The 22,169-nt window shown below is 42.6% G+C and carries 18 protein-coding genes; 4 read left to right on the top strand and 14 right to left on the bottom strand.

The features are described 5' to 3' along the window. The first annotated feature begins 28 nt into the window (after window positions 1-28). Window positions 29-1,021 carry an RNA polymerase sigma factor RpoS gene (locus VW41_18975; GenBank protein ID AJZ90941.1) on the top strand — a complete coding sequence of 331 codons (993 nt, stop codon included), beginning with the start codon at window positions 29-31 and terminating at the stop codon, window positions 1,019-1,021. 68 nt (window positions 1,022-1,089) lie between these two features. Here VW41_18975 and VW41_18970 read toward each other — a convergent pair whose 3' ends face one another. Then, on the bottom strand, window positions 1,090-3,672 hold the full coding sequence (locus VW41_18970; GenBank protein ID AJZ90940.1) for a DNA mismatch repair protein MutS: 2,583 nt from the start codon (window positions 3,670-3,672) through the stop codon (window positions 1,090-1,092). A gap of 144 nt (window positions 3,673-3,816) precedes the next feature. Between VW41_18970 and VW41_18965 the strand changes: the two genes are divergently transcribed. Beyond that, window positions 3,817-5,271: an integrase gene (locus tag VW41_18965; GenBank protein ID AJZ90939.1), complete on the top strand. Its 1,455-nt coding sequence runs from the start codon at window positions 3,817-3,819 to the stop codon at window positions 5,269-5,271. Window positions 5,272-5,282: 11 nt separating this feature from the next. Further along, window positions 5,283-5,858: a hypothetical protein gene (locus VW41_18960; GenBank protein AJZ90938.1), complete on the top strand. Its 576-nt coding sequence runs from the start codon at window positions 5,283-5,285 to the stop codon at window positions 5,856-5,858. Window positions 5,859-5,947: 89 nt separating this feature from the next. Here the strand turns inward: VW41_18960 and VW41_18955 are convergent, their stop codons facing one another. Then, entirely contained in the window at window positions 5,948-6,514 is a 567-nt protein-coding gene (locus VW41_18955) for a hypothetical protein (protein AJZ90937.1), read from the bottom strand. 971 nt (window positions 6,515-7,485) lie between these two features. On the opposite strand from VW41_18955, the gene VW41_18950 reads away from it, so the two are divergent. Continuing rightward, window positions 7,486-7,923: a membrane protein gene (locus tag VW41_18950; GenBank protein AJZ90936.1), complete on the top strand. Its 438-nt coding sequence runs from the start codon at window positions 7,486-7,488 to the stop codon at window positions 7,921-7,923. Window positions 7,924-8,068: 145 nt separating this feature from the next. Here VW41_18950 and VW41_18945 read toward each other — a convergent pair whose 3' ends face one another. The 12 genes from VW41_18945 to VW41_18890 form a co-directional block, all read right to left on the bottom strand. Continuing rightward, window positions 8,069-8,389 (bottom strand): cell-wall binding lipofamily protein, encoded by a 321-nt coding sequence (locus VW41_18945; protein ID AJZ90935.1) that lies wholly within the window; start codon window positions 8,387-8,389, stop codon window positions 8,069-8,071. Window positions 8,390-8,415: 26 nt separating this feature from the next. Then, complete coding sequence (locus VW41_18940; protein ID AJZ90934.1) at window positions 8,416-8,802, bottom strand: hypothetical protein; 387 nt, start codon at window positions 8,800-8,802, stop codon at window positions 8,416-8,418. Window positions 8,803-9,312: 510 nt separating this feature from the next. Then, window positions 9,313-10,536, bottom strand: coding sequence for a relaxase (locus VW41_18935; protein ID AJZ90933.1), 1,224 nt, complete (start codon window positions 10,534-10,536; stop codon window positions 9,313-9,315). After that, a complete protein-coding gene (locus tag VW41_18930) occupies window positions 10,533-10,937 on the bottom strand; it encodes an ATP-binding protein (protein ID AJZ90932.1) in 405 nt (134 codons plus the stop codon). The genes VW41_18935 and VW41_18930 overlap by 4 nt, the downstream gene beginning before the upstream one ends. Before the next feature lie 177 nt (window positions 10,938-11,114). Beyond that, entirely contained in the window at window positions 11,115-12,059 is a 945-nt protein-coding gene (locus tag VW41_18925) for an ankyrin (protein ID AJZ90931.1), read from the bottom strand. Between the two features lie 15 nt (window positions 12,060-12,074). Continuing rightward, the gene (locus VW41_18920) at window positions 12,075-12,515 is read right to left on the bottom strand and encodes a hypothetical protein (protein AJZ90930.1); all 441 of its coding nucleotides are present in this window, start codon (window positions 12,513-12,515) and stop codon (window positions 12,075-12,077) included. A 355-nt stretch (window positions 12,516-12,870) separates the two neighbouring features. After that, the gene (locus tag VW41_18915; protein ID AJZ90929.1) at window positions 12,871-13,857 is read right to left on the bottom strand and encodes an ankyrin repeat family protein; all 987 of its coding nucleotides are present in this window, start codon (window positions 13,855-13,857) and stop codon (window positions 12,871-12,873) included. A 429-nt stretch (window positions 13,858-14,286) separates the two neighbouring features. Next, window positions 14,287-15,258, bottom strand: coding sequence for a hypothetical protein (locus VW41_18910; GenBank protein AJZ90928.1), 972 nt, complete (start codon window positions 15,256-15,258; stop codon window positions 14,287-14,289). A gap of 10 nt (window positions 15,259-15,268) precedes the next feature. Next, window positions 15,269-15,862 (bottom strand): hypothetical protein, encoded by a 594-nt coding sequence (locus VW41_18905; GenBank protein AJZ90927.1) that lies wholly within the window; start codon window positions 15,860-15,862, stop codon window positions 15,269-15,271. A 52-nt stretch (window positions 15,863-15,914) separates the two neighbouring features. Then, entirely contained in the window at window positions 15,915-19,154 is a 3,240-nt protein-coding gene (locus VW41_18900; protein AJZ90926.1) for a DEAD/DEAH box helicase, read from the bottom strand. A gap of 58 nt (window positions 19,155-19,212) precedes the next feature. Then, entirely contained in the window at window positions 19,213-20,334 is a 1,122-nt protein-coding gene (locus VW41_18895) for a restriction endonuclease subunit S (GenBank protein ID AJZ90925.1), read from the bottom strand. Further along, window positions 20,331-21,878 carry a DNA methyltransferase gene (locus VW41_18890; GenBank protein AJZ90924.1) on the bottom strand — a complete coding sequence of 516 codons (1,548 nt, stop codon included), beginning with the start codon at window positions 21,876-21,878 and terminating at the stop codon, window positions 20,331-20,333. The genes VW41_18895 and VW41_18890 overlap by 4 nt, the downstream gene beginning before the upstream one ends. Window positions 21,879-22,169: the final 291 nt, after the last annotated feature.

Below are 22,169 nucleotides of genomic sequence, written 5' to 3'. Positions count from 1 at the left end.
CCCAGGGATCACGGGTAGGAGCCACCTTATGAGTCAGAATACGCTGAAAGTTAACGAGTTAAACGAAGACGCGGAATATGATGAGAACGGAGTTGAGGCTTTTGACGAAAAAGCCCTTGTAGAAGAGGAACCCAGTGATAACGACCTTGCAGAAGAAGAGCTGCTGTCACAGGGTGCCACACAGCGTGTACTAGATGCGACTCAGCTTTATCTTGGAGAGATCGGTTACTCTCCATTATTAACAGCCGAAGAAGAAGTTTACTTTGCTCGCCGCGCACTGCGCGGTGATGTAGCCTCCCGCCGACGCATGATCGAAAGTAACCTGCGTCTGGTGGTAAAAATTGCCCGTCGCTACAGCAATCGTGGTCTGGCGCTGCTGGATCTGATTGAAGAGGGCAATCTGGGGCTTATTCGTGCCGTTGAGAAGTTCGATCCGGAACGTGGATTCCGTTTCTCAACGTACGCCACATGGTGGATTCGTCAGACCATCGAACGGGCAATCATGAACCAAACCCGTACGATTCGTTTGCCGATTCACATTGTGAAAGAGCTGAACGTTTATCTGCGTACCGCTCGTGAACTCTCCCACAAGCTCGACCATGAGCCGAGTGCCGAAGAGATTGCCGAGCAGCTGGATAAGCCGGTTGATGACGTAAGCCGTATGCTGCGTCTCAACGAGCGCATTACCTCGGTAGACACCCCGTTGGGCGGTGACTCTGAGAAAGCGCTGCTGGATATCCTTGCGGACGAGAAAGACAACGGTCCGGAAGACACCACGCAAGACGATGACATGAAACAAAGCATCGTGAAGTGGTTGTTCGAACTGAACGCTAAGCAGCGTGAAGTGCTGGCCCGCCGTTTTGGTCTGCTGGGTTATGAAGCTGCGACGCTGGAAGATGTCGGTCGTGAAATCGGCCTGACTCGTGAACGCGTTCGTCAGATTCAGGTTGAAGGCCTGCGCCGTCTGCGTGAAATACTGCAGGCTCAGGGGCTGAACCTCGAAGCGCTGTTCCGCGAATAATCGACTCTTCAAATAAAAAAGCGGTGATGCAAGTCACCGCTTTTTTTATGCCTGCCGTTTGGTAACTACTACACCAAATTCTTAAGCCGATAAATCCACTCCAGCGCCTGACGTGGAGAAAGTGAATCCGGATCCAGGTTCTCCAGCGCTTCTACGGCAGGGGATGTCTCTTCCGCCACGGTCAGGAGCGACATTTGCGTTCCGTCCACCTGGCTTGCGGCGGCATTGCCGGAAATGCTTTCCAGCTCGCGCAGCTTCTGGCGCGCACGTTTAATTACATCTTTTGGCACGCCTGCCAGCGCGGCCACGGCCAGGCCATAACTTTTGCTCGCCGCCCCGTCCTGCACGCTGTGCATAAAGGCGATGGTATCACCATGCTCCACGGCATCCAGATGGACGTTAGCCACGCCTTCCATTTTCTCCGGCAGCGTGGTCAGCTCGAAGTAGTGGGTGGCGAACAGCGTCAGCGACTTGATACGGTTTGCCAGACTTTCGGCGCAGGCCCAGGCCAGCGACAGGCCATCATAAGTCGATGTTCCGCGGCCAATCTCATCCATCAGCACCAGGCTGTGTTCCGTGGCGTTATGCAGGATGTTGGCGGTTTCTGTCATCTCCACCATGAAGGTTGAGCGACCGGAAGCAAGATCGTCTGCCGCGCCTACGCGGGTAAAAATGCGGTCAACGGGACCAATTTCTGCCTGCTGTGCCGGCACAAAGCTGCCGATATAGGCCAGCAGAGCAATTAACGCGGTCTGGCGCATATAGGTACTTTTACCGCCCATGTTCGGGCCGGTAATGATCAGCATTCTGCGCTGAGGTGACAGGTTTAACGGGTTAGCGATAAAGGGTTCACTGAGCACCTGCTCCACCACCGGGTGACGGCCACCCACCAGCTTAATACCGGGCTTATCCGTCAGCGTCGGGCAGGTGTAGCTCAGGGTATAAGCACGCTCGGCAAGGTTCACCAGCACGTCCAGTTCCGCCAGCGCGGTGGCGCTTTTTTGCAGCGCTTCCAGGTGCGGCAGCAGTAAATCAAACAGCTGATCGTAAAGCTGTTTCTCCAGCGCCAGCGCTTTGCCTTTAGAAGTCAGTACCTTGTCTTCGTACTCTTTCAGCTCAGGAATAATGTAGCGCTCGGCGTTTTTCAGCGTCTGGCGGCGAACATAGTTGATCGGCACCAGATGGCTTTGACCGCGGCTGACCTGAATGTAATAGCCGTGCACGGCGTTAAAACCGACCTTCAGCGTATCCAGGCCCAGGCGCTCACGCTCGCGGATTTCCAGACGATCCAGGTAGTCAGTCGCGCCATCGGCCAGGGCTCGCCATTCGTCCAGCTCTTCGTTATAGCCGGGAGCGATAACGCCGCCGTCGCGCACGAGCACCGGTGGCGATTCGATAACCGCTTGCTCGAGTAACTCGCGCAGCTCTGTAAATTCACCCATCTGCTCGCGCAGGGTTTGCACGTAGTCGGTGCTTACGTCTGACAGGATCTCTCGCAGGGCGGGCAGTTGCTGGAAGGCATAACGCATACGTGCCAGATCGCGTGGGCGGGCGGTGCGCAGGGCCAGGCGGGCAAGGATACGCTCCAGGTCGCCGACCTGGCGCAGCGTAGGCTGAATGTCCGCAGTGCGCTCCTGCAGAGCCGCAATGGTTCGCTGCCGCTTAGTGAGCACATCGACGTTACGCACCGGCATATGCAGCCAGCGTTTGAGCATACGGCTGCCCATCGGCGTTACTGTGCAGTCCAGCACCGAGGCCAGCGTGTTCTCCACGCCGCCGGACAGGTTCTGGGTGATCTCCAGGTTACGCCGGGTGGCAGCATCCATAATGATGCTGTCCTGCTGCCGGTCCATGGTAACGGAGCGAATATGCGGCAGAGAAGTGCGCTGGGTATCTTTGACGTACTGCAACAGGCAGCCGGCGGCGCAAAGCGCATGGTGGGCATTTTCAACGCCAAAACCGGTCAGGTCTCGAGTGCCAAACTGCAGGTTCAACTGCTGGCGCGCGGTCTCAATCTCGAATTCCCAGAGCGGGCGGCGGCGCAGGCCGCGGCGGCCATCAATCAGACTCATCTCGGCGAAATCTTCCGCATACAGCAGCTCCGCTGGATTCGTGCGCTGAAGTTCGGCTGCCATGGTTTCACGGTCTTCCGGCTCGGTCAGGCGAAAACGCCCGGAGCTGATATCGAGGGTTGCATAGCCAAAGCCTTTGCTGTCCTGCCAGATAGCCGCCAGCAGGTTATCCTGGCGTTCCTGCAGCAGCGCTTCATCACTGATGGTGCCCGGAGTGACGATGCGAACGACTTTACGCTCAACAGGCCCTTTGGTGGTCGCCGGGTCGCCAATCTGTTCACAGATAGCCACGGACTCCCCGAGATTCACCAGCTTAGCCAGGTAGTTTTCCACCGCGTGGTGAGGCACGCCGGCCATTGGAATAGGTTCGCCCGCAGAAGCCCCGCGCTTGGTCAGGGAGATATCCAGCAGCTGCGAAGCGCGTTTTGCATCGTCATAGAACAGTTCGTAGAAGTCACCCATGCGGTAAAACAGAAGGATGTCACGGTGCTCTGATTTAAGACGCAGGTACTGCTGCATCATGGGGGTATGGCTAGAGAAGTCCTTATCAATGTCTTCATTCATATTGATTTTACTCATTTTTTAATTCTTTCAAGTGCTCATATGGCCCCAGGTAAAACCCCTTTAAACCCACATAAACCCATAAATTTGTAGCTCACTTGTAGCCCAAAGCGTGATAGATTGGTTGTACTCCTTCTTTGGGTTACAAATGGTGGTGATACTTTGAAAACAACTCTCAATCAGGCTTTTATTATCAACAAGTTAAGTATTAATGTTAAGCCTGAGCTCAGTAGCTCTGGAAAAGTCGTTTTCGAAGCCAACCCTGACCAAAAACCTTACATAGTTTTTGACGATCATCGAGATTCACCCGTTGGCTTCGGTGTGAAGGTCAGTTTGACGAAAAAAACCTATGTAATCCAGCGAAGAGTAGCCTCTTCAGATCGTAATGTCAGTGAGGGTAAGAAGCCAAGCTCTGTCTTGAAAGTAAAGGTTGGGAATGTGTCCGATTTTCCGAGTATCGATCAAGCCCGTGAGGCAGCTCGGCAGTTGGTTCAGACAATGATTGCAACAAAGAGAAATCCCAACAAGATTAAAAGGGAACTCGATCTGGCTGAATTGACCGTGAGTGAAGCTTTTGCCCAATACAGGAGTCACTTACTTGGCAGAACCAAACCTGCTAAACCAAACACTCTCAATGTGTTAGACAAAGCTGAGAATCGGTTGAAAGAATGGCAAAACCTTCGAATCAAGGATCTTACTGGTAATGAAATCCTTCGAAAGTTTGACGAGATTGCTTCAAGAGCCAGAACAGCAGCAGAACAGACTTTTAGGTGGGCCAATGTTGCTGTAAAACACGCAATCGAGATTGAAGCTGGGAATGCTCAGACCCAGCAACGACAACCTTCGTTGTCCTATAATCCTTTTTCAATTTTAAAGGTACAGAAGAAGTTCAGAACACGATCTGAGCTGGAAGATAGCTATCGTGCCAAGGGCGTACGAAATCCATTGTCCCCCAAAGATACTTTGGGACGGTTTCTAGCTGCATTACACAATAAGAGAGGTTTTAATCGTTTGGGTTGTGATTATCTGTTGCTGACCATTTTGACAGGAGCCAGGAAAGAAGAGACAGCAACACTGTGCTGGCGAGAGGCCCTGACAGAAGAGGAAGTCAGAACGACAAGCTATGTCGATCTCGAAAACCGGGTTATTCGCTTTTACGACACGAAAAATCGTAACGACCATGAGCTTCCAATCTGTGATGCTACAAAGCGAATTCTGGAAGACCGACGAGATATCGTCAACGATACCGAAATACGGGCAGATAAACGCAAATGGGTTTTTCCGGCTCGTTCATCACGAAGCAAGGTTGGACATTATTCTGACAGTAAAAGCTTGCGCGAGTATATCTGTCAGGAAGCTGGAATAATGAAGCTGGGAATGCACGATCTGCGAAGAACTTTTGGCCGTGTTGCAGAAGAACTAACTTCGTATGCAGTGGTGAAAAGATTGCTTAACCACCGTAATACCACGGACCCTACTGAAAGATATGCTGAGCCTGATAACGAGCGAGTTTTTGAGGCACTTCAACGGATTGAGCTTCATATGCTGATGACAGTACCTGAGTTGTATAATACACTTTTGGCTTCGGCGAAATATCAACCATTGCCAACAAATTAGGGGGACAGGGAATGAGTGCAATCGATACTTTAAGGGAATATGCTGAAGTATGGCGGCTATTTGGTAGTATGCCAGATGATGCAACCCTGAGTGCTGAAGTTTCGGCCCTTTACCTTGGTGTAAGTGTCAAAACATTGGCTCGTTATCGCCAGACTGGTAATGGCCCTGCTTATATCCAATACCAGGCTGAAGATAGCAAAGCAAGAAATCAACGCGTAAATTATCTGTTGGGTGATTTAAAAACCTGGCGGGATAATCATAAAGTGAACAGCACAATGGAAGCAGCACAGGTCCGTGGGTTGGCTTTTGCTTCTTTGGCTGATTTTACCAAGCCAGAGCCTTTCTGGACTATTGATAATAAAATTTATTCTCATGCCCTTACTGTATCTGACGAAGTATTCAAGGAGCTATTAAATACCTCTCGTGCAGAAGTTATTTGGATCTCTCTTGAGAAAGTGTTGTTTGAGAACTGGCATGCTTCGAGAGAGCGCCAGAAATGGAATGATGTTTTTGTTAGTGTACTAAGTGGGATGGTTAAATCATGTGAAATTGAACAAGAACGTCATATACTTAATGATATTTTATGATTAATTTCATTCCCAATATAAAATTGAATTTATATTGGGAAATAGTCATTTGCGGAAGTATAAATTGTTCAACAGCATTATTTATTATTTTAATCAAATGGAATGCCGTCTGTAGGATATCTTCTTTTGGGATTTTTAACCGGCTTTGTTTTACTCCCTGCACGATAAAAGTTAAACGAATTGGCAAAGTCTTCTGTCTCCAGTCTGGACTTTCTAAATTTATCCATCAGATCTTCATTGAAACGACGAGGGATTCCTTTAACACACAAGTTTGAATTAAGGTATACTTGGTTATCTATGGCGTCACGAATAAGTATTTTTCTCTCAAATAACTCTTTGAATGCGCGTGAGACATTTGATTTATTCAGCCCAAGATCTTTGGCTATACGTGACTGTGAAAAATCAGGGATAATATTTCCATAATCAATTACTGAGAAGAGATAAAGCACAATTCTAAACGCTGTGGGCGTCAAATCCATCCTGGCGAGTGTGGCCATATTGCCTTTGAATATCATTGAGAAATCGTCTCTGAATGACGTTTTTTTATAGCTATTTGCTTTAATCTTTATTTCTTCCAGATCTTCGGGCATAACCTCTAATGCTTCTGCAATAATGGACTTTTGTTCTTTAGTTAATACAACGCTTGTGATTGACATGATGGCTCCTTTTTTATTGTTGTGATTACATATATGGCACATTTAATTTATTTGTCAACTTGGTTGGTAGTATTATTTAATTGTATTTACTTTGAGATTTTACGGTTGTTATTTAGTGGGAGATGGTTGGTTATCAAATTTAAAACAAGGGGTGCTAAATTTCACCATCACCTGTTATGTAATTAATGATTTTTGGTTCTGAAATTAATAACGGCAGGGTTTGTTTAATTATTTGATTTTATTGGTTAATTTTCAATTGTGTTCTGCAAGATAAAAGAGTGATAAAGAAATAAGAAACCACAGTTTTGCATTAGAACGATACTCAAGGCCTTGGTGTACCTGATGAAAACACTTTTATTATTGTTTTTCTTACATAATATCATTTCTTAAGTGAAGCCTGCGCAACTGTGTGTTGCGCCATTGGGCTTCAGAACATTACTACAGTATTTTCTGTAAGTATAAATACGCTTCGCGCACGAGTTCATAGACCTGAGGTTAACTGTCATTACAAATACGCTTCGCGCAAAAAATCAGGAGGCTGAGTTGATCGGGAAAGAGAACACAGATACATGATTTGCCCATTTGCTGAGTACGGCTCACGCCGGGACCCTTCGGAAAAAAACCTTTCTGCTTCAGCGAGTGAGTGCTGTGGGCACTCAGCGGCGCTGCCAGGGAAACAAAATTATGGTTTTCACCGGTTTGGTAAAAATAATTAACATTTATCGGTAGTCGGGGCGTAAGCCAGTGCGTAGCACGCTCTCAAAAATATTCCTGTGGTTTTTTTATCTGAAATATGGAAATGACTCAGATAATTGAAATATGAAATAGTAATGCAATCTGGAGGACTCAATATCTCCACAGTGAAAGCTGTTTTAAGTGAGGATAGAATAAATATTGTTTTATAAAAATATTTTTAAATTACTATTGATTTTATTTTTGAAGATGATAGTACTTAATTATAAAAACAAAAAATGGAGAAAGTTATGAGTGCTATTGATGTTTTATCTCAGGAGGAAAAGTTTATACATGTTGTTGATAAATTTATAACCCATCATCACAACAGCGTTAATAACAATGTCTTTTACAAAAAACTTTATGTTCTCTTCGCCGGGTATCATCTGAAGTATTTTTATTCACGGGCGCAGTATCGCAATTCATGTTATCATGTTGATAATATTATGCAGATGTTTACAGGAGTCGTTTCAACCCTGAACACAACTCTGCTCAGGAAGCTTGCAAACAGCAATACATTGCTGCATTGCCTGAATTCACTTGTGAATTATATTTCAGGCAATCTGGACGAAGCAGAGCATATTTATGCTGATTTGCTGGCTCAGTATGAAAAGAAACGCATTGCAGGCTCTCTGGCTTATACTCCGCCAGGCTCAGTGATCAGGAAAAGACTTTGATAGCGGCAGCAGCGTGTACAAGGAATGGGATGCTGAATGGTGGAGAGAAATGGAGCTGGCGTTTCCGGCAGGTCATAATCGAGTATTAAAAAGGCAGGAGCCACCGGTTTGGTGTCCTGCCTGGCGGGATTGTTTTACTGTGGTCTTACTTGTCAACGACCTGCCAGCCATCATCCGTTTTGACCAGCGTGACTGCCGCTGTGCGTTTTTCGTTATCGACAACAGCTGTTACATTGCATTTATAGCTTTTATCCGATACTTTCACGCAGTCATGCTTTTTGACAGATTTTAATTCCCGCAGTGCGTCTTTCGGGACATCTTTACCTGCTATGGATTTAACGATGGCATTCGTCTGCTCCACGACCTTATTCATCGCAGTGTAAATATCCTGCTCAGACGGTTCACCGGTACAGCCACTCAGCAAAAAAATGGACGCAATGAGTGTGGTAAATGCATATGTTTTCATAAAATAATCCCAGACTGTAGAGTACGTTATTGAATAAGACCGGTTTTCATCTTGCTGTTGTTTTCAGAGAACGTCCACTTGCTGACCGTTTCGCCTTTAAATTCGATTTCCAGCGTTTTGGCCTGCGTCTGTGAACCCCCTGTCAGCAGTCCAATCACGGGAATAAATGTGGTGGCATCAAACTGATTGTTATCCATGGAATAAGTCCATTCTTCATTGCCACTATCAAGTGTAGTTTTGGTTTCCGGCTCACCTAATGCGGCAATGATTTCTGATTTCGTTGTTTTATTTTTGATAATCTTCGACTGCAGACTTTGTGATGTTTCTTTTTTTAGATGCTGGTTGCCTGATATTGAACAACCAGAAATAAGGAATGCAGAAATAAAAAAAACAGAAATCATGAATCTGTTCATAAGTTCTCCCATATTAATTTTTTATGTTTGCGGTGGTGCGAAATTAATATCACCGTATAAAAACAACTCTGTCTGCATATTTCTTTTTAATTATGCAGATAAGAATAATGACGCTGGCAAAAAATGTAATGACTGAGACAGGAGTGCTACCGGTCAATGAAAATACTAACCAGGCGAGACCGAATGCCACGAATTGAAACAGGAATGCCACACTGAGCGGACTTTCACCATAGGCCACTTTTGCATGGCAACCTTTGCAAATCCTCACGCCGTGCGGGCTTTGTGTAAAGCAGAAGGGGCAGCTAATCGTTTTACTATCCATCATGACTCCGTGGCCTGATTTAAAGTGATGTATTTTTGAACATTTTCGATGAATGATCCGCTTTAGTAAAATTGCTTGTACCGATCGATGGATCTTAGATGATAGGTTTTAACTATCATAACTAGTTTATCGATCTATATAAACGATCAATATTTTGTTGACTATTACTAAAGTATGGACTGTTTAACTTATGGTGCAGGATGGGGGTTGTTTTTAACTAATTGTTCTTTAATGGGATTTGTTGTCATGGAATGACAGGGTGTCAGAAGATGCAGGTGCAGGATTTGGTGGAAAGAATGTGCAGTGGCATGTAACAGAGACATGCCCCTGCGCCTGAGAAGTGCCACAATATGGCCGAGCAATACAAGCCACGCCTTCAGGCGACGCTGGCGGGGTATCTGACGGGTTGTATTGTGCAGCTTGCTCCTGAGCTGAATGATACCCACTGTCTCCTGTTGTCTTTCCAGACGAATTTTTTCTTCAAGCTGATGGATTTTCTCCAGAATCGTTTCCCGGTTTGCAGCCTGTTCTTCAGACTCGCATGATGGCATTGGCACTGGCATTGGCACTGTTAATGGCACAGGTGCAGGTACTGTTGGCTTTTGTGCTTGTTTCAGTAAAGTCAGATGTTCCGGTACGAAATCAATCAATGTTTGCAGGGAAGACCAGCCATATTTTTTACCCAATTGAGAGGCTTTAAAGGCAATACCTTGGTACTGAAATGAAAAGCCGTTCATTTTTCCCGTTGAGGCGATATTGGGTTTGCAGCTGACGTCTACCTTTTCCAGCATAGCGATAAAAGTCAGCAAATCAGGGCGGCCGGTTAACGCATTATCAATCAGGCTCTGCAGAGTGGACCTGGGGCAGGGAGTTGTCGTTCTTTCAGCCATCATCAGCTCGTTGCGGGAAGGCTTTCTTTTCTCCTGACTATGACTACTGATTGCAGATGTGGTTTGAGTGAGTTTGTGGACTTTCTCCAGCTCGCTGATAATCCGGGTACTGATAAGATTTTCATTTTTCCCAAGGTACAGCTTCCCACCGACCATGTTAATTCTGTTAGCTATTATATGGATATGCTGCCCGTCCGAATCATCGTGCATGATATAGCAGCGAAGATGGGTTTCAGTGAATCCCATCCGGGTCATATAATCGTCAGCGAATGCCGCCCATTGTCTGACTGACAGTGTTTCTCCCTTTGGCAGGCGAAGCGAATTATGCCAGACAGGTTTGGCGACACCGGGGCGCAGTAGTCTTGTGCCTTCAAATTCACTGATAAGTTCAGCAGCAGTGCTTCCCGTCATGTTGCCACCGATAATATAAGGCGTGATTTTGTGGTGAGATCCTGACTTAAGGCTATAGAGAACCACACCTGCAAACTGTTTACCCCGCTTTATTTTCTGCATGCCTTTCACTGGTCTTGCTCCAGAAAGGTTGATGGAATAAGGTGATCCCTGAGAGTTTTGATTTGTCTGCGCAGGGCGAAGAGTTCTGTACGGGTCAGTTCGCTGTCAGGGCTTTTGCTGTCGAGATGATTCAGCAGGCGGTTTAAATCCTGTGAAAGGTTGCCGAGTTTAACCCATGCTTCACGATTGATTTCAGGTAATACCGGTGGGAGTTTGTTGAGGGATGCCATTCTTAGCCATTCCCCTTTTTTATAAGGGCCTCTTTTACTATCGAGAATAGATAATTCTTCTTCGTTTAACCGAACGCTGACGCAGTGAGTTCGAACTTCATTAGGTGAATATTTTGCTGTATGGAATTTACCTCTTCTTGAGCTTCTTGATAGATCTTCTTTACTTTCATTTTTATGCATATCTAACCTTTTTTAAAATGTGTTCATGATCTACAGTTAGCGCATTGGTAAAATAAGTCAAGGCAGTGTCGAAATTTATAAATAAGATAGGTGGAGCAGATTGCTAATTAGGTAATCTGCTCTGGGTAAAAATAGGGTTCATATTAAATTCATTATGACAGTGAGGAGGAGCGGAGGTTACAATCTACGTTTTACTGGCATTAAAGATATTGTTTGTTTCATAATTTCGCTAAGTTTCTTTCTCTCATGTTCTGCTATATATTTACAAATCTCATCATGTCGAATATGCTGTTCCAGTTGTTTTTTATCTATTTTGATGTCATTGCGGATAAACCATTTAATTGTTTCAATGTCCCCGCGTAAATCATAACCTCGCAGTACAATATGGCGAAAATGTGTGTTGCTGATATCTGTCTTCTTCTTTAGTTCGCTGAAGAAAGAGCTCATTTCATTTTCATTGGCACTTAGATAAACCTGGCAGTTATCAGAGATAGTAAAGTTAAGGTTTTTCTTCTGAAGCAAATCCATTATCTGCAGACTTTCGCTGTTGAGGTAGTTGAAAATTACTGGACTGCTATCCTTCATACTAATATGACGAATGAGCATTTTGGCTTTGAAATCGCCTAATGAATAGCAAATTTCAAAAATACCGTGACCCTGGTTATCTCTGTGGTTTATATCGCAACCGGCCTGAACCATCAAATCAAAGATAGAGTGATTTTTTACGTAAAAAAGTATTGTTCTTCCGCATTTATCCACATTGTTGACATTAATTCCAGCATTGATCAGGGTTTTGCAACAGGATATATTATCAGCTAACGAGCATAAACAGGTTTGGCCGAGACCATTTTTGTGGTGTATATCTACGCCGGAATCAATCAATTTTTTCAGTATGTGAGGATTTCGCTGGTTAAACAAAACATTGTGACCATAGTTGTCAGCATGGTTAAAATCTATTCCTGCTTTAACCAGAGTGTCAATCATTCTTGGGTTTTTACAGTAAAAGAGTATATTTCTTCCAAACGAATCCAGTGTATTAATATCGGAGCCTGCATTAATGCAAGCCTGAATGTCTTTTGGAGTTTTACAAGAGAGTAATGCATTTATTGCGTTGTTATTCATAATTTTTCTCCTCTGTTAAGCGACTAATCTGATATAGTTGTCATGGTTGGTTTTATATTCCTTTATTTTTTTAATGTCTTCGTAAATTCGAGCGAGTGAAAACCATGAGATCTCTTTCAACATGTTTTTGTTGCTTACATACAAAATGTTACCACCGCGAAATGAAAAAGCATTATGGAATGTACTTTCATTCGTCGTTTTGAGAAATCGAATGAAATTTTTTATTGTCTCTTTTTTGTTCATGTTATAAGAGGTGAATGTATAGATAGAGAATACGGTTAAAATATTTCTCTTCGAGACCATATGTCTTGAGAAATAATCGAAATAAAATCTTTGCTCCTGAGTGTCACTTTTGCAAAAAAAAGAAAATTGTGGATTATATAATCTATAAAGATCTGCGTTCTTTTTTGTTTTGGCGAGATAGTTAGTCAGGCTTGGATAGTTTGTTTTATTCATTTTAGTTCTCCTTTATTTAATTAACAAAGGAAATATATATTATTAAATAAACAAAATGCAAATATATTTTTATATTTATTTAATTAAATAGATATATTTTTATTATATTTCATATAAGGTGTTGTTTTTCATTGTTAATTATTTTTATCAAAAAGTGCTGTGTTTTATTTGATTGATTTGGTTTGAGAGTAGTAATTGATATTGTATGAATTGGCGATGAGGGTGTTTTAAAAAATAAATTTCTCAAAGTGCTAAGGTGCAATGTGGGGCTTTGTATTAAATTAATGATGTTAGCGTCCCTTGGCTATCTAACTAAAGGTTAAAGCCAAGGGGAGAGTGTTCAGGCAGATTCAATTCATAATCTTTTTTTTGTAATTGCTTTACAGGTAACTGGTTGAATCGTTGTTCGTAAAACCTTTTGCTCTCTCTGTGATTTTTCCTGGAGGATTTCTTCATAGAAGTAGCGTTCTTTTAGTGATTCTATATCAACTTTTATATCATAACATATTAACCATTTAATTAGCAGTCTTCCTGCATAGTGAGTCAGTAGATATGTACTGTTTATGTAAAACCAAACATGACTAATGTCTGTCAGTTTCTTTAGTTGTAAAATTAATTTTTTAACGTCGGCATTTGTTGGTGTGATAATGCACTTATCACTTATCTCAAATTCATTTTTTTGCTTTATAAGTAACGACAACAGCTCAATTGATTTAAATGTAATGTTCGTGAATACAATTTTTGAACTGTCTTTAAGATGAATATTACGGATAAGAAAACGAATGTAGTTATCGTTTTTAGATTCCCAGTGAGTATATTTACCAGCTATGCTGTGGTTTTCTGACTGCCAGTAATCGAATGCTGTCTGCCCGCTTAAATTTTTATGATTAATGTCGCAACCAGCCTCAATGAGTGCATCGTATACATATCCTTCAAATGGAATGAAAAGAAAGGAGTTGCCATAGCTATCTTTGGTATGGATATCTAGTCCAGCTTTGATAAGATATTTTACTAACCCTGGTGAAACATCAATATGTTGAATCGCAAGGGTACCTGACTTATTCCGGTGGTTAACATTAATACCATTGCTGACAAGAAGTTCCACTGTTTCAACATTTTGAGCATAGAATAATGCATTATTACCGTCATTATCCAAGTGGTGAATGTCAATGTCAGCGTCAATCATTGCCTGTATAGCTTCAGGTACATTACAGGTAAAAAGAGCAGTTTGACCTTTACTATTGCACATATTTATATCCATGCCAGCCTTAAGGCAACGAAGGACACCATTTTTAGACTTTACACGGAATAGGTTATTTTTATTATTTTCTCTTGATATCATTATTTATCTCCTTTTTTGTTGTTTTCAAGATATTAATGACACCAGATTTTACGGTATTCAAATTTACTTTTGTTTTATTAGGGGGTATCTGATTTGGTTTGCTTGAGGTTATTCTTAACTTAATGGAACATAGGGACGTTAAGGTTATCCTATGTGATGTGGATCAACCATTTTCACAAGAATATTTATCCATATTGGAGCTAATCTGTATAAAGGAGATAATTAGAGGCGCAGATATTAATACTATAGAGAGTAATGCTATAGGATATGGAAAAGATCATGTAATATAATGGTGGTTATTAATGTTCTTCTTAATTTTGGAAATTAAATGAGTAGTGTTTTTTATGAGGTTTTTTGCTGTTGATAATTCTTATTAAAATTTGAAGAGCATCCTTTAAGTTATTCGGCTTGAGGATGCTCATTTAAAATTTAAGCAGCGGAGTCTTTTTCAACAGCCAGGAAGGGCGAGTTATCAAGTGCTGCAAAAGATGCTTCATTATTTAGAAGCCGAATAAAGTATCTCTTTTGATCTTTAGTATTAAGGTTTATTAATCCTCCTGTTAGATCAATATTCCGTTGAAATACAGGGAATTTTTGCATAACTTGTTGTATTTGAGGGACTGAAACTCCCGTTTTTACTAAATTCCCTTTTGAAACCATAGCAAGTCTACGCATAAATGCTCTGTCTTTATACATGTCCTTGAAAATATCTAGTGGCACTGGCATACCTTGTGTATTAACAATTCCAAGGTTTATTATTAATGGCGTTGAGTTATTTGCAAGATTATCTATTACACTTTCTAATCCATACATTCTTTCAAGAAGTTTAATGTTTAGCGCATAGTACTTATTCTGAAAAAAGAAGAAGTCAATCGTGTCATTTATATCAATACTGTCATGAGTGATCTTATCTAAGGTTCTGCCATTTAGACTCAAGAAAGACTTTTTTGTTTTCTTATGTAGAGAAACAGGATATTTATGTTGGTAAATGACTACGCTGTTTCCATTACCATCACAAAGGTGGTAAATTACGGCTTTTACCGATGTCAGGCTTTGTGTTGCAAAATCAAACTGTGTTGCATTCCCATTGACACCGAAATTTAGCACGTTGTTCATTTTAGTAAATTCAATTGGGAGATGATTAATTGCTAAGTGATCATATTCGAAAACTTGTTTATCTCTTTCTAATAAAGTGGATACAAGTGGAACGGCCACTTTACCTCTGTTAGGTTCAATAATATTATTGATTAAGCTTTTAGAAAATGAAGTGGTCAGATCTTTTTCAGCATCAGGTTCAAGGTTAACCTTAAATATATCTATCGTACCTTGAATATCAGTGACAAAAAAAGCTTCGCCAGAGATGCGTTTCGATTTTGAAATATTTTCAATGTTAGTGAACATGTCATGACCTCTACACTATTTTAGCCAAATAAGTTTCATTGTCGATTTTTATATACTTTATATTATCTGTGCTCTTTAGAACACTGCGGCAGATTACTGTGCATTTTTTCACTCCACGGTCATGGACATTAGCTTTGTATATTCTGAATCCGAGTATTGCAAGTGATGGGTTAGAATAAAACCGGTTTGTCTTTACGTATATTGCGCCGATTAAAAATATCATCAATCCTAAATTTAATACAGTTCTCTTACTATCGACATCAGTGAAAACTAAGGGCATTATATAAGTGGTTAAAAACTCTAAATGTTTATGGTTTTCATTGCTGATATCCGAGACAGTGCATGCAACAGACCAACCCGAACCAAAGCTATTTGCAAGGACTATTAAAATAATTGCACCAATAAAGATGAAAATCAAACTAACTATGAAAACGATATTTCTCACTTTCAATGACGAGATTGAGAAAGTAAAGTTTTCAGTAAAAATATAGTCCCACACATTTTTTATCAAAACCTTATCGTAGGACATAATTAATAATGATAAAAATAGAAGCCATAGTGATAGTATATATAGTACTGTTTTAAGATATGGCCTGCTATCCATTAGCTTCTCCTGTATAACTTAAAATAGTTTGTATGTTAAAAATTTAGGGGAATCATTTTCCTAATTCTCCAGCTAAAAGTTCAGCCTGCTTCAAAATGGTCTCTGTGGCGAGCAAGGACATATCGGGTGGATAACCATATTTTTTGAGCAGACGTTTTACCACCACGCGAATTTTTGCTCTTGCTGCTTCTTTCACTGTCCAGTCAAGACTGACATTGTTGCGGATAGCCTCTGTAAGTACGACTGCCAGTTCTCGTAGTTTTTCCTTTTCCATTAACTCGCGAGCACTGTCGTTATCTGCAACAGCAGAATAGAAGGCATATTCATAAGCGCTGAGGTTTAACTGGCTGGCAAGGCTGTCAGATTCCTGGATAGTCTTGGCAAGCTTGATTAGCTCATCAATTACCTCCGCTGCGGTCAGTACCTTGTTCTGGTAGCCATTGATTGCAGAGGTCAGCATATCAATCAGTTTTTTGCCTTGGGTGATACTTTGATTCGAGCGAACCTTGATCTCGTCAGAAAGCAGTTTTTTAAGCGTTTCCAAAGCAATATTTCTGTGTTGGTAATCCTTCATTTCCTGAAGGAATTCTTCAGAAAGAACGGAAATATCAGGCTTTTGTATCCCAGCAGCGTCAAAAATATCAACAACTTTATCGGTAACCAGAGCCTGATCGATAGTCTGTTTTACCCGAACTTCCAGACTGTCATTGTGTTCTTCTTCTGATCCGTCTGAGTTTTCAGTAAATTTATTCAGTCTGGCTTTTACTGCCTGGAAGAATGCTACTTCGGGTGCCGCTTCCATTGCTTTATCGTGCGGTGTCGCCAATGCAAATGCCTGCGACAAGGCTGCAACCGCAGCCAGGAAACGCATTTTACCTTTACCGTTATCCAGCCCTAAAATATGGTTTTCTGATTCAAGAATAATTGTCAGGCGTTGTGAGGTAGTTGCGGCAAAGTAAGCTTTGTAATCGTATCCATGCATCATGCCTTCCAGGATTTCCAGCTTTTCCTGCATGAGCGTTACGGCTTCTTCCTGAACCTCAGCAGGATCTCCACGTCCACCTGCATCAGAGTAAAAGGAGAGGGCTTCTTTTAAATCAGAGGCAATGCCCAGATAGTCAACAACCAGACCGCCTATCTTATCTTTATACACACGGTTCACACGGGCAATTGCCTGCATAAGGTTGTGGCCTTTCATTGGTTTGTCGATATACAGCGTATGCATGCTGGGAGCGTCGAAGCCGGTTAACCACATATCACGCACTATCACCAGTTTCAGCTTGTCGTCGTCATCCTTCATACGGTTAGCCAGAACCTGACGTTCTTTTTTTGTGGTGTGGTGTTTGGCAATTTCTGGCCCGTCAGCAGCAGAAGAGGTCATGACGACTTTTATTATACCGTCATTTAAATCATCGCTGTGCCATTCAGGTTTTAAGGCTATGATTTCTTTATATAGTTCAGCAGCAATACGGCGGGACATGGTAACAATCATGCCCTTACCATGATCGGCATTGGATTTTAAGCGCTGCTCAAAGTGCAGAACCATATCCGCCGCAATCGCTTTAATACGTTTTGAACTGCCAATCAAACCTTCGATTCTGGCCCATTTAGAACGTTCTTTTTGCGTGAGCGTCAGTTCGTCCTCGTTAAACTCATCATCAAAGTCTTCAATAAGCTGACGACCTTCATCACTGATGGCAATTTTGGCAAGACGGCTTTCATAAAAGATACGAACTGTTGCACCATCTTCAACGGCCTGCGAGATATCGTAGATATCAACATAGTTACCAAAAACAGCAGGCGTGTTGACGTCCGTTTTTTCTATGGGGGTTCCGGTAAAGCCGAGATAGGTCGCATTAGGTAAGGCATCACGCATATATTTGGCAAAGCCATAAACAGTGCGCTTACCTGTAACGTTGCCTTCACTGTCTTTCACGTCAACTTCTTTGGCGCTGAAACCGTATTGTGAACGGTGGGCTTCATCAGCGATAACGACAATATTGGTTCTGTCTGACAACAACTCATAGATATTGCTGCCATCATTAGGCTGGAATTTTTGAATAGTGGTAAACACCACACCACCAGAGGCTACGCGCAAATATTCTTTGAGTTCTTCCCGGTTGTCGGCCTGTTTTGGTGTCTGACGAAGTAGCTGAGTGGCAGAAGAAAACGTACCGAATAGCTGATCATCCAAATCGTTACGGTCAGTGATCACTACCACTGTTGGATTATTCAGCGCCAGTACAATCTTCCCGGTATAAAACACCATCGAAAGCGATTTACCGGAACCCTGGGTATGCCACACGACCCCCGCTTTACGATCTCCGGTTTTTTGCGCATTAACAAGAACTTTACTGTTACGTCCCTGCTGGCGCAGTGCTACTTCGGCAGAGGGGGAATCTGCATTTACACCTGAGGCACGAATAGTGGAAAGTACTGCTGCATTAACCGCGTAGTACTGGTGATAAGCAGCCATTTTTTTAACGGTACGGATACTGATAATCCCTTTGCTGTCTTCATGTTTGCTGGCTTCAAACACGATAAAGTGGCGGATCACATCCAACAGCGTTACAGGATTAAGCAATCCCTGTAATAAAACTTCGAGCTGTGGTTGGGTACTGGTAGCTTGTGTTTTACCATTAGCGGTTTTCCATGTCATATAACGACTGAAATCGGCAGAAACCGTCCCCGCTTTGGCTTCCAGCCCGTCAGATATCACATTAAAAGCATTGTAGTTAAACAGAACGGGGATTTGGTTCTGATAGGTTTTAATCTGATTATAGGCACCTGTTACCGTAGCATTTTCGTCAGCGGCATTTTTAAGTTCGATAACGACTAATGGCAGGCCGTTGATGAATAAAATAAGATCAGGTCGGCGGGTATGATTGCCTTCTTTGATGGTGAGCTGATTAATGACCAGAAATTCATTATTAGTGGGATCGTTAAAGTCGATCAGGCAGGCCAGCTCTCCTTGTGTATTACCATCCTTACTGACTTCGATATTGATCCCTTCGGTCAACAGGCGATGAAAGGCCAGATTGTTTGCCATTAGATCAGGTGTGCTGATCTGCATCACCTGTTTCAGGGCTTCCTCACACTTCTGTTCACTAAGGTGCGGATTCAGGCGTTGTAGAGCAATACGCACCTTATCTTCAAGGATAACCTGCTGATAGCTACGTAACGGATTGATGCCACTGGGTTCAATGTCCGGGCCGTAAACATACTCATAGCCCAGCCCTTGCAGGTGCTCAATTACCATTACTTCAATATCGGATTCGGTCATCTTTGCCATGCGTACTGTCCTTATTGCCGCTTAACCAGAGAGCGGGCTGTACACCCGCATAATTATTTTATGCTACTGATGCGATTGCTTCTTCTGCATACTGAACCCGTACTTCACCGCTCATCAGTTTGGGAAGTAAGGTATCGCGGAGTTTTTCTAAGCTATCAATTTGTTTTGAGTTGTTAATAAGTTTACTTTCAAATGAATCTAATAGCTCATTAATTATACGTAGCGAAGCTTCTGTTGGCAGATTAACATTGAACTTCTTAAGATGATCCAAGTTAACTCGTTGTCTGCCAGTTGAACCTTCCATACAGCTTTCTGCATATTCTTTGAAGTCCGGGTTTCGGCACATGATATATGAGATAAAAGGATGGATTTCTTTTTTAGGACGCATAACTATGAATTCGGTAGAACCCCATCCAGTTTCATTGTCGTCTAAAAAATCAATATAGGCCGCTTTCCCATTTTCTAAACATGGGGTAATTCTGGCTAGCAAGGTATCTCGTTTAGTAAATTTAGTTCCTGAAGAAAATGGACGTCTGTAATATCCATTTGCACGAAAAATAACAGTGCTCAGTCCAGCCATGTCCAAATAAGTAGCGTCTTGGCTTTTAATTAAAGTTCGCTTTGGATTAAAGTCAATTATCTGATCTATACTAACTGATACACCAGTACTATCTAAAATAAACCACTGCCTAAACAGGGTTTCGGCCATGGATTCCAGAGTTTTATTCTGGCGATGAAGCAAGTCTATTTTGTCATCAAGAGAGGACAGCACAGAGGCGATGGCTTTTTGCTCTGGCAGTGAAGGTAATAGGATCTCTTGACTATAAGCGGTATCCCTGTTTAGTCCAGGAACAGCGCTATCTTCGTTCAGTTCTTCCAGCCCTAATGTTTTCAACAAATAGAATAAAAAAACAAAATCATATTTCGAAGGGTTAGGTAAAATATAATAAGCAGTATCAATACACCAAAATGGTCCATAAGTTAAGTACGCTTTCCCAACAGTTCCTTTACGACCAATAATAATTCCTTGTTCGTTTATTAATGCTTTGTTATGCCAACCAGTTAATCCACCTGAACTATATACAGGTATAGAGCCAGCATTCCTATCCTGTGCCTTTAATGCTTTACCATAATTAAGAATGACAATCTCACCAAGTTTAGTTTTTATCCACTGACTCATAAAACCACCTTCGCCAGACTCTCAGCGATAGACTTATTCAGATGCGCTTCTTCTTCCAATTGTGCTTCAAACTCCGCTTTAAGAGCCGTAAAACGTTCTTTAAAGTCAAAATCGTCTTCTTCGTCAGCAAGGCCAACATAACGGCCAGGCGTCAGCACATAATCAAGTTTAGCGACTTCATTGATATCGACAGATGCACAGAAACCAGCCACATCTTCGTAGTCGCCACCTTTGTTACGCCAGTTATGGTAGGTGTCAGCAATAGTTTTGATATCTTCGTCAGAAAGCACTTTGCTACGGCGGTTGATTAAATGACCAAGATTACGGGCATCAATAAACAGAATTTCTTTACTGCGATCACGATAATGACTGCTGTTTTCACGATCTCGGCGCATAAACCATAAGGCCGCTGGGATCTGGGTATTCAGGAACAGTTTTGCGGGTAAGTTAACGATACAATCAATCACATTGGCATCTTTGACCAGTGCTGCACGAATATCACCTTCACCCGAACTTTTAGAGGTTAAAGCCCCTTTTGCCAGCACAACGCCAGCCTGACCTTTTGGCGACAGGTGATACAGGAAGTGTTGCATCCAGGCAAAGTTAGCGTTGCCAGCAGGTGGAATGCCATATTGCCAGCGGGCATCACCACGAAGCTGCTCACCAGACCAGTCGGAAACGTTAAACGGTGGGTTAGCTATGATAAAATCAGATTTCAAATCTTTGTGAGCATCGTTAAGAAATGAACCTTCATTATTCCAGCGAACGTGTTCAGAATTAATCCCACGAATTGCCAGGTTCATTTTTGCCAGACGCCAGGTGGTCTGGTTGGACTCCTGCCCATAGATCGAAATATCGTCAATATTTCCCTGATGTGCTTCTACAAATTTTTCTGACTGAACGAACATACCACCAGAACCACAGCAGGGGTCAAAGACTCGGCCTTTATAGGGTTCCAGCATGTTAACCAGCAGGCTTACGATGGATTTTGGCGTATAGAACTGACCGCCCTGTTTACCTTCTGCCAGTGCAAATTCACCAAGGAAGTATTCGAATACGTGGCCTAATACATCAGCAGAACGCGCTTTGGCATCTCCCAGTGCAATGTTGCCAATCAAATCTATCAGTTCACCCAGCACGGTGGCGTCGAGGTTCTGGCGAGCGTAGACTTTCGGCAGCACACCTTTTAGCTGTGGGTTACCCGCTTCGATAAGCTCCATAGCATCATCAACCAGCTTACCGATTTCAGGTAGCTTGGCCTTAGATATTAGATAGTTCCAGCGTGCAAGCTCAGGGACAAAGAAAATGTTGTAAGCGGTGTACTCGTCTTTATCTTCCGGGTCAGCGCCTGCGAACTCGCCTTCACCTGCCTTCAGCAACTCATAATGAGATTCAAAAGAATCAGAAATATACTTAAGGAAAATGAGGCCCAGCACGACATGCTTATACTCGGCTGCATCAATGTTTTTACGCAGCTTGTCTGCCGCTTTCCACAGGATGACTTCTAACGGATCTGTTTTGATTTCTTTAGGTTTTCTTGCCATTGGCGTAACTTCGTGAATTAGGATGGTAGCCCTATTTTGCCTTAAAGTTCCGCTTGTTACGAGCTTATACAGCGATTAATTATTATCTGATTTTAGTGTTTTCGTTCAGCTCAGCAAGTGCAATGACTCATGGGGTAAGTGCTTTGTAACAGGGTTGTTGATGTCAGTCGTTGGCCCTCAATGGAGTCACGGTCATAGACATAATTGCTGTATAGCTGTTAATGTTTGTCTGGGTGAATTTCTACTACTCGGACTAACACCAAGTGAGTTCCATACTACATAACTGTGAGC

This window comes from Klebsiella michiganensis, assembly GCA_000963575.1.
Classification (GTDB): domain Bacteria; phylum Pseudomonadota; class Gammaproteobacteria; order Enterobacterales; family Enterobacteriaceae; genus Cedecea; species Cedecea michiganensis_A.
This window is presented reverse-complemented; position numbering and strand designations above follow the sequence as displayed.

Coding starts and splice junctions, on each gene's coding strand:
- VW41_18975 (AJZ90941.1), top strand. CDS start 29: ATGAGTCAGAATACGCTGAAAGTTAACGAGTTAAACGAAGACGCGGAA.
- VW41_18970 (AJZ90940.1), bottom strand. CDS start 3,672: ATGAGTAAAATCAATATGAATGAAGACATTGATAAGGACTTCTCTAGC.
- VW41_18960 (AJZ90938.1), top strand. CDS start 5,283: ATGAGTGCAATCGATACTTTAAGGGAATATGCTGAAGTATGGCGGCTA.
- VW41_18955 (AJZ90937.1), bottom strand. CDS start 6,514: ATGTCAATCACAAGCGTTGTATTAACTAAAGAACAAAAGTCCATTATT.
- VW41_18950 (AJZ90936.1), top strand. CDS start 7,486: ATGGAGAAAGTTATGAGTGCTATTGATGTTTTATCTCAGGAGGAAAAG.
- VW41_18945 (AJZ90935.1), bottom strand. CDS start 8,389: ATGAAAACATATGCATTTACCACACTCATTGCGTCCATTTTTTTGCTG.
- VW41_18940 (AJZ90934.1), bottom strand. CDS start 8,802: ATGAACAGATTCATGATTTCTGTTTTTTTTATTTCTGCATTCCTTATT.
- VW41_18930 (AJZ90932.1), bottom strand. CDS start 10,937: ATGCATAAAAATGAAAGTAAAGAAGATCTATCAAGAAGCTCAAGAAGA.
- VW41_18925 (AJZ90931.1), bottom strand. CDS start 12,059: ATGAATAACAACGCAATAAATGCATTACTCTCTTGTAAAACTCCAAAA.
- VW41_18920 (AJZ90930.1), bottom strand. CDS start 12,515: ATGAATAAAACAAACTATCCAAGCCTGACTAACTATCTCGCCAAAACA.
- VW41_18915 (AJZ90929.1), bottom strand. CDS start 13,857: ATGATATCAAGAGAAAATAATAAAAATAACCTATTCCGTGTAAAGTCT.
- VW41_18910 (AJZ90928.1), bottom strand. CDS start 15,258: ATGTTCACTAACATTGAAAATATTTCAAAATCGAAACGCATCTCTGGC.
- VW41_18905 (AJZ90927.1), bottom strand. CDS start 15,862: ATGGATAGCAGGCCATATCTTAAAACAGTACTATATATACTATCACTA.
- VW41_18900 (AJZ90926.1), bottom strand. CDS start 19,154: ATGGCAAAGATGACCGAATCCGATATTGAAGTAATGGTAATTGAGCAC.
- VW41_18895 (AJZ90925.1), bottom strand. CDS start 20,334: ATGAGTCAGTGGATAAAAACTAAACTTGGTGAGATTGTCATTCTTAAT.
- VW41_18890 (AJZ90924.1), bottom strand. CDS start 21,878: ATGGCAAGAAAACCTAAAGAAATCAAAACAGATCCGTTAGAAGTCATC.